The 14,843-nt window shown below is 47.5% G+C and carries 16 protein-coding genes; 15 read left to right on the top strand and 1 reads right to left on the bottom strand.

The window, feature by feature from the left end; genetic code table 11:
• Positions 1 to 16: 16 nt before the first annotated feature.
• The 15 genes from spoVE (at position 17) to ACFO8Q_RS23115 (ending at position 14,248) form a co-directional block, all read left to right on the top strand.
• Positions 17 to 1,111, top strand: coding sequence for a stage V sporulation protein E (gene spoVE, locus ACFO8Q_RS23185; RefSeq protein ID WP_380029608.1), 1,095 nt, complete (start codon positions 17 to 19; stop codon positions 1,109 to 1,111).
• Positions 1,112 to 1,260: 149 nt separating this feature from the next.
• Positions 1,261 to 2,373, top strand: coding sequence for an undecaprenyldiphospho-muramoylpentapeptide beta-N-acetylglucosaminyltransferase (gene murG, locus ACFO8Q_RS23180; protein ID WP_380029606.1), 1,113 nt, complete (start codon positions 1,261 to 1,263; stop codon positions 2,371 to 2,373).
• Between the two features lie 259 nt (positions 2,374 to 2,632).
• Complete coding sequence (murB, locus tag ACFO8Q_RS23175) at positions 2,633 to 3,544, top strand: UDP-N-acetylmuramate dehydrogenase (protein WP_380029604.1); 912 nt, start codon at positions 2,633 to 2,635, stop codon at positions 3,542 to 3,544.
• Between the two features lie 28 nt (positions 3,545 to 3,572).
• On the top strand, positions 3,573 to 4,829 hold the full coding sequence (murA, locus tag ACFO8Q_RS23170; protein WP_380029602.1) for a UDP-N-acetylglucosamine 1-carboxyvinyltransferase: 1,257 nt from the start codon (positions 3,573 to 3,575) through the stop codon (positions 4,827 to 4,829).
• A gap of 76 nt (positions 4,830 to 4,905) precedes the next feature.
• Complete coding sequence (locus ACFO8Q_RS23165; RefSeq protein WP_380029600.1) at positions 4,906 to 5,667, top strand: cell division protein FtsQ/DivIB; 762 nt, start codon at positions 4,906 to 4,908, stop codon at positions 5,665 to 5,667.
• Positions 5,668 to 5,672: 5 nt separating this feature from the next.
• Positions 5,673 to 6,398, top strand: coding sequence for a DUF881 domain-containing protein (locus ACFO8Q_RS23160; RefSeq protein WP_380029598.1), 726 nt, complete (start codon positions 5,673 to 5,675; stop codon positions 6,396 to 6,398).
• Positions 6,399 to 6,439: 41 nt separating this feature from the next.
• Positions 6,440 to 7,234 (top strand): DUF881 domain-containing protein, encoded by a 795-nt coding sequence (locus ACFO8Q_RS23155; protein ID WP_380029596.1) that lies wholly within the window; start codon positions 6,440 to 6,442, stop codon positions 7,232 to 7,234.
• On the top strand, positions 7,231 to 7,578 hold the full coding sequence (locus ACFO8Q_RS23150) for a small basic family protein (protein WP_380029593.1): 348 nt from the start codon (positions 7,231 to 7,233) through the stop codon (positions 7,576 to 7,578). The genes ACFO8Q_RS23155 and ACFO8Q_RS23150 overlap by 4 nt, the downstream gene beginning before the upstream one ends.
• Before the next feature lie 74 nt (positions 7,579 to 7,652).
• The gene (gene ftsA / locus ACFO8Q_RS23145; protein ID WP_380029591.1) at positions 7,653 to 8,876 is read left to right on the top strand and encodes a cell division protein FtsA; all 1,224 of its coding nucleotides are present in this window, start codon (positions 7,653 to 7,655) and stop codon (positions 8,874 to 8,876) included.
• Positions 8,877 to 8,926: 50 nt separating this feature from the next.
• On the top strand, positions 8,927 to 10,000 hold the full coding sequence (gene ftsZ, locus ACFO8Q_RS23140) for a cell division protein FtsZ (protein ID WP_380029589.1): 1,074 nt from the start codon (positions 8,927 to 8,929) through the stop codon (positions 9,998 to 10,000).
• A gap of 230 nt (positions 10,001 to 10,230) precedes the next feature.
• The gene (locus ACFO8Q_RS23135; RefSeq protein WP_380029587.1) at positions 10,231 to 11,001 is read left to right on the top strand and encodes a DODA-type extradiol aromatic ring-opening family dioxygenase; all 771 of its coding nucleotides are present in this window, start codon (positions 10,231 to 10,233) and stop codon (positions 10,999 to 11,001) included.
• 270 nt (positions 11,002 to 11,271) lie between these two features.
• Entirely contained in the window at positions 11,272 to 12,204 is a 933-nt protein-coding gene (gene spoIIGA / locus ACFO8Q_RS23130) for a sigma-E processing peptidase SpoIIGA (RefSeq protein WP_380029585.1), read from the top strand.
• A gap of 38 nt (positions 12,205 to 12,242) precedes the next feature.
• Positions 12,243 to 12,971, top strand: a complete 729-nt coding sequence (gene sigE, locus ACFO8Q_RS23125) for an RNA polymerase sporulation sigma factor SigE (protein ID WP_380029583.1) — start codon at positions 12,243 to 12,245, stop codon at positions 12,969 to 12,971.
• A gap of 83 nt (positions 12,972 to 13,054) precedes the next feature.
• A complete protein-coding gene (gene sigG, locus ACFO8Q_RS23120; RefSeq protein WP_380029581.1) occupies positions 13,055 to 13,834 on the top strand; it encodes an RNA polymerase sporulation sigma factor SigG in 780 nt (259 codons plus the stop codon).
• 93 nt (positions 13,835 to 13,927) lie between these two features.
• The gene (locus tag ACFO8Q_RS23115; RefSeq protein WP_380029579.1) at positions 13,928 to 14,248 is read left to right on the top strand and encodes a YlmC/YmxH family sporulation protein; all 321 of its coding nucleotides are present in this window, start codon (positions 13,928 to 13,930) and stop codon (positions 14,246 to 14,248) included.
• Positions 14,249 to 14,344: 96 nt separating this feature from the next.
• Here the strand turns inward: ACFO8Q_RS23115 and ACFO8Q_RS23110 are convergent, their stop codons facing one another.
• Entirely contained in the window at positions 14,345 to 14,635 is a 291-nt protein-coding gene (locus tag ACFO8Q_RS23110) for a hypothetical protein (RefSeq protein ID WP_380029577.1), read from the bottom strand.
• Positions 14,636 to 14,843: the final 208 nt, after the last annotated feature.

Here is a 14,843-nt window from a genome sequence, read left to right as displayed (position 1 = left end):
AACAGGGGGATTCCAGTTGACTTCGCACGATCGCAAAAATCCGGATTTGGTTATCATTGTGACGGTTCTTTTATTGCTGGGTATAGGTGTAGTGACCGTTTACAGCGCAAGCGCAATAAAGGCCCAGGTCTACGGGGACAGTTTTTATTTTGCCAAACGACAGTTAATTTGGGCGGTGGCCGGTCTTGGCATGATGTTCTTTATGATGGATTTCGATTACACCCGCCTGAAAAAATGGGCCAAGGTGATCATGCTGAGCTGTTTCTTCCTGCTCATCATCGTACTCACGCCGCTTGGTGTTGAACGCAATGGTACGCAGGGGTGGCTTGGCATCGGTTCATTTGGAATCCAGCCGTCTGAAGCGGCGAAGCTTGGGCTCATCATTTTCTTTGCCTGGTATCTCGAGAGATATCAGGATCAAATTCATGAGTTTAAAAAAGGTTTATTGCCGCCCCTTGGTTTAATGGTGTTGGCGGTTGGCCTGATTATGCTCGAGCCGGACCTGGGACAAAGCACAGTAATCGCGGGCACCACGCTCATACTGATTTTTGCTGCGGGTGCCAGGGTGAAACATTTGCTTGCGTTGGCCTCACTTGCGATTCCGGTTTTTGTCGCTTTGGTGATTGTGGCACCCTACCGTCTCAAGCGGATTTTTGCTTTCTTGGATCCCTGGAAATATGAACTGGACGCGGGATATCAGATCATTCAGTCGCTCTACGCATTGGGGCCCGGAGGGCTGATGGGATTAGGACTGGGCCGCTCCCGGCAAAAGTTTTTATATCTGCCGGAGCCGCAAACAGACTTTATCTTTGCTATACTGGCGGAAGAGCTTGGTTTTATTGGGGGAGCAACGGTTTTAATTCTGTTCTTGCTGCTTCTATGGCGCGGGGTTCGGACCGCGGTCACCGCGAAGGATACATTTGGCAGTTTGCTGGCAATCGGCATTACCGGAATGATCGCGGTACAAGTCATTATCAATATCGGTGTGGTAACAGGATCGATGCCTGTAACAGGGATCACGCTTCCGTTCATCAGCTATGGAGGGTCCTCCTTGCTGTTGATGCTGACGGGGGTCGGCATCCTCTTGAACATTTCCAGATATTCGAGATAATAATGATGGAAAAGGTATTTCGGGCCCCCACCAACACGGCGAGACTTGGGCTTAGCCCTTAGCGAGACCTTGCACGCGTAGTTGCGGTTCCCGTTGTTTGCTACTTTGTTGCGTCACTTTGGTGGGTGCTAGTGAGGTGTGAGTCTTCAATGAAGATTGTTGTTACTGGCGGGGGAACGGGTGGACATATCTATCCCGCTCTCGCGATTGCCGGATATTTCGCCGACGTGGAAAACGCTGAGATTCTTTACATAGGAACCGAGCGGGGGCTTGAAAGCGACATCGTACCCCGCTCGGGTTTTGCTTTTCGAACTATTGAGGTCAGCGGACTGAAGCGGAGTTTGTCTTTGGACACGGTAAAAACCTTTTGGCGTTTGGGGAAAGGGCTGGTGCAAGCCGGGCGGATTTTGAAGGAGTTTCAGCCGGATGTTGTAATTGGCTGCGGCGGTTATGTCGTAGCTCCTGTTGCTTTTATGGCCAAGATGCGGGGAATTCCCACGTATATTCATGAAATGGATGTACTGCCGGGTCTCACGAATCGTTCCTTAAGCCGTATTGCGGATCGAATCGGCGTCTCATTTGAAGGTGCAGTGAAGTACTTTTCGCACGTTAAGGATAAGGTTGTGGTGGCGGGGAACCCGCGAGCGAGCGAAGTCGTAAAGGTTTCACCCGATGATATTCGGAAGGTGAAGCAGGAATTCGGTCTTGATTTGACGAAAAAAACGGTCGTGGTTGTGTCCGGTTCACGCGGAGCGAAGCCGATTAACGATGCTACATTAGGTATGCTGGAATCGGTTGCAAAACAAAAAAACTTTCAGTTGATCTATATTACGGGTCAGATCCACTATAACGATGTTGTCCGTCAAATACAGGAAAAGGGTTACGGGCCGCAGCAAGGGATTTTTACACAACCGTTCGTTTACAATATCCTCCCTCTTCTGGCAGGTACGGATATTCTGGTTTCGAGAGCAGGGGCAACTACCATCGCCGAAGTTACGGCACTGGGTATTCCGGGCATCTACATTCCTTCCCCTTATGTAACCAACAACCATCAAGAACACAATGCGAGATGGTTGGCGGACGAGGGAGCCGGAATCATGATCAAGGAGTCAGATCTTACTCCAGATCTTCTTTATGATACGATTTCCTCGTTGATTGAATCCCCCTCCAAATTGCAGGAAATGAAAAAACGGAGCCGCGGTCTCGGGATTCCGGAGGCGTTGAGCAATATCCATCAGGCTGTTATGGACTTATTAAAATAATCAATCAGATCCGGTCGTTTTAGCCACTTGCGTCATCACGTGTGCCCGCAAAAGTGCCGGAATCAGACAACTCTGTTTTGGTTGTTTCTTCCGGGGGCCCAATATATTATTACGGGGTCCCCGGAAAGTACTCGGAATTGACTGCAAAGCTGTTCTTCACTTTCCGGGGTAATTCTGGGCTGCAGTCACACATCGAAGAGGTGCGCATAGTATAGGGTACGTAGACGCTGAGCAACGGCCGGGTTAACGGAGGTATGGTATGAGCAACAAAGATCTGCAAGCCATTTTTCACGGACTGGATGTGGGAACAGTCTTATTCAATGAGCCCCTATCCAAACACACCACGTGGAAAATTGGCGGGCCGGCGGATGTGTTTGTGATTCCTTCAAAGACTGAGCACCTGCAGCTTTTGGCGAAAACATGTGCTGAAAATAAAGTTCCGTGGTATGTGATTGGCAGGGGGTCCAACCTCTTGGTGCGGGACGGTGGGCTGCGGGGGGTTGTCATCAAGCTGGCTGATAATTTTGCAGACATATCGATATCAGGGGATCAGTTGACTGTCCAAGCCGGACGTTCTTATGTTTCAGCGGCCAATACTGCGATTCGCAGTGGCTTACAAGGGCTCGAGTTTGCAACCGGTATTCCCGGAACCGTCGGCGGTGCCGTAATGATGAATGCCGGAGCGCATGGGGGAGAAACAAAAGACGTACTCCTAAGCGCAGATATTGTGGAAGAGGATGGTTCAATCCGGACTCTTCAAAATCGTGATCTGCAGTTTGCATATCGGTACAGCATCCTGAAAGATCAGCCTAGGATCGTCGTTCGGGTAACTTTTCAATTGCAGCCCGGAAGCACCGAAGAGATGCAGGCAAAGGTTAGGGCTTGGACCAAACGTCGGCAGACCACCCAACCCCTTCAGCTGCCTAATTGCGGGTCCGTTTTTCGAAACCCGGAAGGAACTCATGCAGGTTTCCTGATTGAACAGGCTGGATTGAAAGGAACCAAAATCGGTGGGGCCCAGATTTCGGATCTTCACGCCAACTTTATTGTCAATGTCCAAAAAGCGAGAGCGGTGGATGTATTGGCCCTAATTGATTTGGTACAAACGACGATCCGTGAACGAAACGGTATTACTCTCATCCCTGAAGTGCGAATCGTAGGAGAGGATTGACAACAGGACTACATCAGGGGGTGACATCGTGGAACGATTTGCCATTGAGGGTGGTCAACCGCTCATTGGTTCTGTTCGTGTTCACGGAGCAAAGAATGCTGCACTGCCGATCCTTGCTGCAAGTGTGTTGGCTAAAGGGGAAAGCGTGATTCATGACGTCCCCGACTTGCAGGATATTCGAGTGATGGAATCAATTCTTCGCAGTTTGGGAGCTCGTGTCACAAGGAATGGCTCCACTGTCACTGTAGATCCGACTCCCATTCACTTGACGGAAATTCCGGATGAATTAATGCGGCAGATGAGATCTTCGATTTTTTTGATGGGGCCCATGTTGGCCCGATTCGGTTCCGTCCGTGTATCGAAACCGGGCGGCTGTACCATCGGTTCAAGACCTATCGACCTGCATACCAAAGGTTTGCTGGCCATGGGGGCAACCATTCACGACAGTCACGGGTATATGCACTGCAAAGCGAATCGGTTAAAGGGTACGTCGATTTATTTGGATATCCCTAGCGTCGGAGCAACCGAAAACATCTTGATGGCCGCGTCACTTGCCGAAGGTACCACGATGATCGGAAATGCGGCCAGAGAACCGGAAATTGTTGACTTGGCAAACTATCTGAACAAGATGGGAGCCAGAGTCACCGGAGCGGGTGAAGCGACTATTTATGTGGAAGGCGTATCGGAATTAAACCCGGTTGAGCATTCGATCATACCCGATCGGATTGTAACCGGAACTTTAATGGTAGCCGCAGCTATCACGAGAGGAAATATTCAGTTAGAGAATGTGGTATCGGAACATTTGGGGGTTGTAATCACCAAACTGCGGGAGACCGGTGTTGAAATCGAGGTTGATCGTGATATAATGACTGTAAAATCTAGTAATCGACCTTCCGCGGTTGACAGAATTCAGACATCTTACTATCCGGGATTCCCCACTGATCTGCAAGCTCCCTTCATGTCGATGCTTACGGTGGCAAACGGAACTTCGATTGTTTCGGAAACGGTATTTGAAGAACGGTTTAAACACGTAAGCGAACTTCGAAGAATGGGTGCACAGATCAAAATCGATCTCCGAACTGCCTTTATCGAAGGTGTTTCCGAATTGACAGCGGCAAATGTGGAAGCGACCGACCTGCGCGCGGGCGCAGCACTCATTATAGCTGGCCTGGCAGCTAATGGAACCACGTTTGTGGAGAATACTCATCATATAGATCGCGGATACGAGCGGATTGAAGATGTGCTGTGCTCACTTGGCGCACGAATCACCCGTATTCATGATTGAATACAAGACAACGAGCGGCATACCTTCGGATATGCCGCTCTATTTTACTGATTGGAATTCTTTTTGGGGGCATCTTATGGTACCTGAACAAAAACGTAAGCCCAGTTGGAAAGCTCTGCTATTGCTGATTATTTTTTTTCTGGGGATCGCGGTTGCCGTTTTTTTTACCTCTCCGTTGTCCGAGGTTCGGTCCGTTGAGGTTGTGGGCAACAGCCAGATAGTGAAAGATCAAATTCTTAGGATCAGCGGTATACAGGTGGGCATGAATATTTGGGAAGTGGAACCTGCCGAAGTGGACAAGCGGTTAAAGAGCCAGCTTCCGCTGCTTGCAAAAGCGGACGTTGAAGTGAAATTTCCCGGGAATGTCGTGATTGCTGTGGCTGAAAAACCGGTGGCCGCCATTCTCACAAAGGAAGGCGGAAAAAACTATCGGTTGTTAAGTGATGGGACGGTATTCGATTTGGTGAAAAACCCTTCTGGAGCAGGCGTACCTTTGCTTTCTTCGAAACGTCAATTCCAAATTGAGGTAGGAAAACAAATCCCCGATCCGGATATCCAGAAATTTTGCGAACAGATCGTGAAAGTGGACCGTTCGCTTCTTGAACCTATTTCTAACTTTGAGATCAAAGAAGGAAATTTATGGTCAGCATGGACGAATCCCGATCCCGCATCGTTCGAAATCCGCTTTCCACCCGGAGATATCAATACTACGCTGGAAGTATTTACGCAGTTTTGGAAAAAGCAACTAGAAGGCAAATCTTCCGGAATCATTTATATTTATAGTAGGGAAGAAGCTTGGTATGAAAAAGGAAGCGAGCGGGTTCCCAAAAAGGAGTGATAAAAGTGAACCCTGCAAAGACCAAACTCACGGTGTCTCTAACTGTCATTTCTTTAACCTTGGGATTGATGATGGCAGTTCAATATAAGAATACCCAAAAAATCAATGAACAAGTCAGTTGGGGTGTTTCGAGCAAGGATGTTCAGCAGGCTAAGGAAAAGCTTGCGGCGATCCAGCAGCAAAATAAAGCTCTGGAGAACCAGTTGAACGAATTGAACAAGAAAGTTGTTGCGATTGAGCAAGAAGCGGCAAAATACGATACAACCGATATTCAGCAACAATTGGAGCGGGCCAGGATTCTTGCAGGAACTTCCCCTGTGAAAGGTCCAGGAATCGTGCTTACGATCGATGACAGCAAGAAAGCGACCAGTTCACCGAATCCTGTAACACACGATACGGATGTGATGCGAATTGTGAACGAGATTTTTCTCGCGGGTGCGGAAGCGGTCAGCATTAATGGGGAACGAATCGGTTCTGCTACCGGTATTCTGTGTGTCGGTCCGACTGTCCGCGTGAACGACCGTCTGCTGACTCCTCCCTATAAAATCGAAGCGATCGGGGATCCGGCCACCCTCATTACCGGCTTGACGTTTCGCGGTGGCATTCTCGATGAGCTGAGAGGGAAGGATCGAGCTCTGCAGGTCCAGGGACCGAAAGAAGTTGCCCTGATTCAAATGAAGGGCTATTCGGGAGACCCGAATAAGCTGTCGTCCAACAGTGTCAGTCAATAAATGCCAGGAGAGAGAAACCAGATAGAAAAGAGGGCTGGAAAATGGGAAACCAGTCAGTAAGTAAATTTAAATGGAGTCTGTTTGCTGTCAGTGCCCTGCTTGGGGCAATGCTCACAATCCAAATGACATCCGGTAAAAATAAAGAGTCAAACTTTGCCGGTGCCGATATCATTCAGGTTAAAAATGCACTTGCTTACGAAAGCACCCACCATGAGCAATTACTGGAACAGATTAACAAGATGGAACGAAAACTGCAGGTCTATGAAAGTTCCCCAGGTAACCAGGAAAGTGTTCTTGCGAAAATGAAAGATGACCTGAACAAGGCGAAAGTGGAGGCTGGCCTTACCCCGCTTGAAGGAAACGGGATTCGAATTGAAATTAAAGAAGATCCGACGTTTTCAATCATTTCCCCAAGTCCCAGAGATCCGCATGAGGAAAAATATCATATTTTTGATCACGAGTTGGTCTATCTGGTCAATATCCTTCAGTCCAATGGTGCTCGAGCGGTTTCGTTTAACAATCAGCGAGTCGTTACATCTACTGGAATCAGGGAAATCGGTGTCAGCAAAGTCGACCAGATCATCTATCCGGGGACCATGCAGGTGAACTTTAACGTTGTTACCCTGCCTTATGTAATCGATGCTGTAGGTGATATTGATAAGATGAAGGGAGCCGTTTTAACTTATATCGGTGAAGACTTCTTTCGATCCAAAGGGAAAGCGCTGATTATCACCGAATATCGGGATGGGAAGAAGCTGGTATTGCCCCCTTATACACGGAGCCCAAATTATCAATTCACAACAGAGGATAAAGCGGAAGGAGCAGCAAAAAAATGATCTGGATCCCGATTGTTGGACTGGCTTTGGGGATTTCCCTCGGATTGATTCTCAATGTCAACATCCCTTTGCAATACAGCAGTTACATGTCGATTGCGATTCTTGCGGCGCTTGATACGGTGTTTGGAGGAATTCGTGCAAGCCTCGAACGTCATTTTGACAGCAGCGTGTTTATTTCAGGGTTCTTCTCCAATACATTACTTGCAGCGTTATTGGCTTATATAGGATCCGAATTAGGCGTCGATCTCTATTTGGCTGCGGTATTCGCGTTCGGTGTGAGATTGTTTAACAATATTGCCACAATTAGGCGGCTCTTAATGCAAAAAGGCAAAAAAGTTTCCTGAGAAAAAAGGGATTCGACATATCGCGTTGAATCTTTATGTAGAAGGTCTGTTTATGTTTAGGGAGGTGCCACCGCTTGACTAAAGGCGATATCATCGTCAGTCTGGATATTGGAACATCCAAAATACGTGCTATCATCGGGGAATACAACGGTTCGACCCTTAGCATTATCGGTGTTGGGTCTGCTGACGGTGAAGGGATACGCAAAGGTTCAATTGTTGATATAGATAAAACTGTACAATCCATCCGGGAAGCTGTCGAGCATGCGGAACGCATGGTGGGGATTCAGATTGAATCCGCTTTTATCGGAATAACCGGCAATCATATTACACTTCAACCGAGTCAAGGCGTTGTTGCCGTATCTTCTCCCGATAGAGAGATCGGGGACGAGGATATCGAACGGGTTCTTCAGGCGGCCAGAGTAATTGCAGTCCCTCCTGAACGAGAGATTATCGGCATTGTTCCCAAACAATACATTGTTGACGGTCTTGATGAAATTAACGATCCAAGAGGTATGATCGGAGTTCGCCTTGAAGTGGAAGGCTCAATTGTTACCGGTTCCCGTACCGTCATTTCCAACCTTATTCGTTGTGTTGAAAGAGCGGGCATACGGAATGCCGGACTTGTTCTAATGCCACTGGCTGCAAGTTCAATTGCGCTCTCCGGTGATGAAAAGAAACTTGGGGTTGTCCTGGTTGATATTGGTGCAGGTCAAACAACAGTCTCCGTGTTTGAAAATGGAGCTTTAGTCGCTCTGTGCGTGCTTCCTATTGGCGGAGATCACGTAACAAATGACATTGCCATTGGTTTGCGTACTCAAACAGAAATGGCCGAAGCTGTTAAAATTCGTTACGGATATGCCATGGTAGCCGGTGCCTCACACGAATTGACATTTAAAGTACCCCGTATTGGGAGCAACGTGGATAAGGAATACTCTCAATCAGATTTGGCCAATATTATTGAGCCGCGGATGCAGGAAATTTTTCACATGGTCAGAAGAGAAGTCGAACGTATGGGGTATGAGAAAGAAATCCCCAGCGGTTATGTTTTGTCCGGTGGGGTAGCTTGTATGCCTGCTGTCGACAAGTTGGCAGAATTCGAGTTGAACGCACCCGTTCGGATCTCGGTTCCCGAGCACTTGGGGGTACGTGATTCTTCGTTTGTTAACGGTGTTGGGATCATTCAATATGCGATTCGGAACTATATGCGCCGAACCCATGTAACGAATCCCGCTCAAGTACACCGCAAATCCGGTGGCTTTATGAATCGCGTTAAGGGTTGGTTTAGCGAATTTGTATAAGGAACAGTTCATAGTCGCTTAATGGGTATGATGATCGAGGAGGAAACTGTATGTTGGAATTTGATCTTGAAATAGACGCACTTGCCCAGATAAAGGTCATCGGGTGCGGTGGCGGCGGGTGTAACGCGGTCAATCGAATGATCGAGGCAGGAATAAAGGGCGTCGAATTCATTACCGTCAATACAGACGCTCAGGCGCTTCAATTGTCGAAAGCTCACCATCGCCTCCAAATCGGCGAAAAGTTAACTCGCGGTCTTGGTGCGGGGGCAAATCCCGATATTGGCAAAAAAGCGGCGGAAGAGAGCCGTGAACAGATTACAAACGCACTTCGCGGGGCTGATATGGTGTTTGTAACGGCCGGTATGGGGGGCGGTACAGGTACCGGGGCAGCGCCTGTCGTCGCAGAAATTGCAAAAGAACTGGGATCACTGACGGTTGGTGTCGTTACCAAGCCTTTTACATTTGAAGGCCGTCGCCGTATGATACAGGCAGAGCAAGGGATTGCCAATCTGAAAGAGAAGGTAGACACATTAATTGTCATTCCGAATGATCGTCTGCTTGAAATCGTCGATAAGAATACTCCTATGGTAGAAGCGTTCCGGGAAGCGGATAACGTACTTCGTCAAGGTGTTTCCGGCATTTCCGATTTGATTGCGGTTCCAGGGTTGATTAACGTGGACTTTGCGGACGTCAAAACGATTATGACTGAGCGCGGTTCGGCCCTTATGGGAATTGGAGTTGCAAGTGGTGAAAATCGCGCAACCGAAGCTGCCAAGAAAGCTATCTGCTCTCCTCTTCTGGAAACTTCAATTGATGGGGCACGAGGCGTATTGATGCACATTGCCGGCGGTTCCAACCTCTCCTTGTTTGAAGTAAATGAAGCTGCTGATATTGTTTCATCTGCAGCTGATGCGGAAGTCAATATGATTTTCGGTGCCGTGATCAACGAAAACTTGACTGATGAAATCATTGTAACGGTTATTGCTACCGGCTTTGAACATAAGGAGCGTCCGGCAGCTGCCAAACCTATGAATAAGCTCGACCTCCGTCCATTTAACAGTGCCGGAACTTCGATGGACAACTTAGACGTACCTGCTTTTCTTCGTCGTAACAACGATAAGTAATGCAAATACTATGAAACGGGTATCCATTTTGGACGCCCGTTTTTTCGTTACCGGAAAGGAGTCTGCCGCATTGATTTTCACTATGAATCACCTCGTTTTGTCATATTATACTCCTTGAGGTAATTTAATTTCAAAAGGAAATTTACTTTTAAAAAGTTATATGCTTGACATCATGTGGTTATTATTATATATTAACTTACGAAAAGTAACCGATAGAAGGAGGTGGAATAATGGCATTATCGTACTTTATTTGTCATGGGTCCCCAACACTTGCGGTGGAAGATAACGAATACACCCGCTTTTTACGCAATTTGGGCGAACAAACACAAAAACCGAAGGCGATCGTAATTTTTACAGCGCATTGGGAAAATCAGGTTCTATCGATAACGGATTCTGATGATATTTATGAGACAATTTATGATTTTGGCGGTTTTCCGGAGGAACTGTATTCAGTGAAATATCCAGCGAAAGGTTCCAGAAAAACGGCCTCGATGCTGCAAGAAATGTTTCAACGTCAAGGCATACCCGTACGGAAAGACGCAAAAAGAGGGTTGGATCACGGTTCTTGGGTTGTTTTGCGACATATGTATCCGGAAGAGGAGGTACCGGTCGTTCAAGTGTCTGTGAATCCCTACCTCTCACCTGAAGAGCAGTACAAAATCGGTGAATCTATTAGGGATTTGGGGAAAGAGGACATTTTGGTGATTGGTAGCGGCGCAACCGTGCACAATTTGGGAACTTTGGCGTGGGGGAAAGAAACTGCGGAGCCATGGGCGTTGGAATTCGATGATTGGCTGATTGATAAGGTGCAGAAGAGGGATCTGGATTCCCTTTTTGCTTATGAAACATTGGCACCCTATGCTCGACGTGCGGTTCCCAGGGCGGAACATTTTGTACCTCTGTTTATCACACTCGGAAGCGGAAATCCGGAATTGTCCCCAAAGCTTTTACACCGGAGCTATAACTACGGAACGTTAAGCCATATTGGTTTTCAATTTTAACGAGAGAGAGCTGTTAGACCGTGTGTTATTTCGTTCCAAGAACCAAATGCAAAATGCGGCGTAATGGCCGATTGAACAAAATTGACCCTGCTTAGGGGGAATTCCGGGAATCTCGGGACTTCTCTTAAGGAGGGTCTTGTTTTGGCAGATTTCTTGACAGGATTGTATCCCGCGTCGAAATATTTCCCTATTCTACCGTCAAGTTGCGACAAAATTTGTAATAGATATGTACTATACTAGGGACATCGAAGAGTGCGGGAGTGAAACCGCATGCCAGTAATATTTATCGATGTGGTCTGGCTGATTAACTTCGTTATGGATGCGGTAATTCTGGTTGCAGCTGCCTGGATGGGCAGAAGGAAGGTTCGCTGGTGGCGAATTGCTCTAGGTTCTGCGGTTGGTGCCAGCTATGCATTGCTGTTTCTGATGCCGGGGGGAACAGAGCCATTTATCAGTTGGGGTGCCAAAATTTTGTTTTCCTGCCTAATGGTGATCCTTACGTTTCACCCGAAGAATGTCTTGGAGTTTTTACGGTTCTGGGGTTTGTTTTATCTTGCTTCTTTTGTTATTGGGGGGGCCACCTACGGGTTGAATTTTTTGCTGGGGGAAACTCGTCCCATTGGCGGAATGGTTCTCGTTTCTCATGAAGCTGTTTGGGGAGTGAATAAGCAATTTGTCTTGTTGTCAATCCCTGTCATCTATCTGATTGGAAAAGTGGCATGGAACCGAATCGAACGTTTCAAGAAGAGGGAAGGGAATCTGTGGCATGTCGAACTTGCGCTTGAGGGTGTCCGTGTTGAATTCACAGGGCTGCTGGATACGGGGAATGTCTTAACGGATCCAATCTCCGGCTTGCCTGTAGCTGTAGTCGAATGGCGCGCTCTGGAGCCGCTGCTGCCTCCCTCTCTGCTTGAGGCTTATCGGGAACATCGCGATGTAACAATGGATCTTGGCGAGAAGGCGGTAGAAGGTGATTGGCAATCCCGTTTGCGAATCGTGCCCTATCGGGGTGTGGGAGGAACAGTTGGTATGCTGCTGGCCTTTCGACCTTCCAAATTCGTGGTTCGTCAGGGCGAAACGGTAAGTGCAGTTTCCAAGATTTTGGTGGCAATTAACCCGAAGCCAATGTCGGGTGATGAAGCATATCACGCAATTCTGCCTCCGGCGTGCATAGCAGAAACCGATTCTTCTATCGCGTCCTAACCAGTTATCTTTCTTACCAGGAAGGAGAGGACCTCTACATGATTATCCCATTCAAACTCCGACTGCAGCTTCGTTTATGGTATTTGCGGCTTCTGTTCAAACTGGGCACTCAACCTGAGGAGATTTATTATGTGGGTGGAAGTGAGGCTCTTCCGCCTCCCTTGACTCGAGAAGAGGAAGAATTTCTGTTGGGAAAACTTCCAAGCGGGGATGAAGCGGTGCGGGCGGTTTTAATCGAACGCAACCTTCGATTGGTTGTGTACATTGCTCGCAAGTTCGAAAATACGGGAATCAATATAGAAGACTTGGTGTCCATTGGCACGATCGGCTTGATTAAAGCGGTCAACACGTTTGATCCGGAAAAGAAAATCAAACTGGCTACATATGCCTCCCGCTGCATTGAGAATGAAATTCTCATGTTCCTCCGCAGAAATAATAAAATTCGCTCGGAAGTCTCTTTTGACGAGCCGCTGAACGTCGATTGGGACGGTAACGAGCTGCTTTTGTCAGACGTCCTGGGTACGGAAAATGATACGATCTACCGGGGAATCGAGGAACAGGTAGACAGGAAACTGCTTTATAAAGCGCTGGACAAATTGTCGGACCGGGAGCGTCGCATCATGGAGCTTCGCTTTGGTTTGGCAGATGGAAAAGAAATGACGCAAAAAGATGTTGCCGATCTTTTGGGGATCTCCCAATCCTACATTTCACGCTTGGAGAAACGAATTATCAAGCGTCTGCGCAAAGAATTCAACAAGATGCTTTGATTTTCCATAAGTGCATAAATCTTCCCTCCGAGGAAATACTGTTGACGAATCCCACGGCGGACCTTCAACGGGGAGGGAATGACATGAAGCGTAATAAAGTGGAAATCTGTGGTGTGAACACAGCGGAGCTTCCTGTTTTGACAAATACGGAAATGCGTAAGTTGTTTGTGGAGTTGCAGCGGGGGGAATTGTCCGCCCGTGAGAAGCTTGTCAATGGCAACCTTCGGCTTGTGCTTTCTGTGATTCAACGTTTTAACAACAGGGGGGAGTATGTAGACGATTTGTTCCAAGTCGGGTGCATTGGTCTCATGAAGGCAATCGATAATTTTGACCTGGGACAGAATGTGAAATTCTCGACCTACGCAGTGCCGATGATTATCGGAGAGATTCGGCGATATCTTCGGGATAACAATCCAATCCGGGTAAGCCGCAGTCTCCGGGACATCGCCTACAAGGCACTCCAAGTCCGCGACCAGCTGACGAACAAAAATTTGCGGGAGCCCTCCATTAACGAAATCTCGGAGGCGATGGAAGTCCCAAAGGAAGATGTGGTGTTTGCTTTGGACGCGATCCAGGATCCGGTCTCCTTGTTTGAACCGATTTACCATGACGGGGGAGATCCGATTTATGTGATGGATCAAATCAGCGATGAGAAAAATCAGGACTCCCAGTGGGTGGAAGAAATTGCGATCCTCGAAGCTTTGCAGAAGTTGAATGAGCGGGAAAAACGGATCTTATCAATGCGTTTCTTTGAAGGGAAAACCCAGATGGAAGTGGCTGATGAAATTGGCATCTCACAGGCGCAAGTATCCCGTCTCGAAAAAGCCGCGATCAGTCACATGCAGAAATATATCCGGCCTTAAGAAACCACTCTTTCAGAAAGTCGCTTGGGCGACTTTTTCTTTTTGATCGTGCATACAGTGTAAAAGGACAATAATTTACAACGAGGGGTTTGCATGATTAAAGTATCGGAACTGCAATCCAAAGATGTGGTGAATATCTCGGATGGAAAACGGCTGGGGATGATCGGAGACCTCGATATTGATCTTGAGAACGGGATGATTCGGGCGATTGTAGTGCCGGGTTCCGGGCGGTTCTTCGGTATGTTCGGAGCTTCTCAAGATTACGTGATTCCATGGAGCCAAATCGTGAAGATTGGGGCGGATGTAGTGTTGGTGGAACTGACTTCTTCGACCACCCACGTGCCTCCGAACTCCACGCCGTTCCGAAACAGCGGTAGTTCGGATGGATACGGGGGAAATTCGGGCGGTTACTAAAGGACAGAGTCGGGAAGGAACATTGCGCCGGAAGGCGCATTTTTTCTGCCATGGAACATTTAACATACATGAACACTAACGTTTGCAACAAAAAGATTAGATTGTGGGTTCGTATACCTCAAAGAGTCGGATATCAGGAGTAACCTGTACATAATCATCCAAAGTGCGTCGCACACGCGGGTAAACGATTTGAATGGCAGCTTCTGCGTCCTCCTTCGACTCCCATAGAGTCAAGGCTCCGTACTCACCGGCTGCATCATCCATTAGGTATATTATATTATTAAAGCCTTTTAGTTTCCTTACCATTCCATTGCAACGATCCGCAATCATTTCAGCTAAAAATCTCTTGTTTGGCCCTAACGTAAACATGATTAAACGCGCGTACATTACCATCACCTTTCCCAGTCAAACAGAGCAACAACTTATTTTTTTATAGTTCATTTAAATATAAGCATAATATACCAGCCGCTTTTCGAATAGTAAATACCGATTCGTTTTGCACTCAAAGAGCACAAGTCACGTTTTGGCAGTAAAAAGCCAAGTCGTGCTTTGCGGGGAACCCGATAACATGTTACATTCAATAAAAGAACCGAAA

The organism is Effusibacillus consociatus (genome assembly GCF_042652925.1).
Lineage (GTDB): Bacteria > Bacillota > Bacilli > Tumebacillales > Effusibacillaceae > Effusibacillus > Effusibacillus consociatus.
The sequence above is the reverse complement of the archived record's forward strand: the minus strand, read 5'-3'. Positions and strand labels throughout refer to the sequence as shown.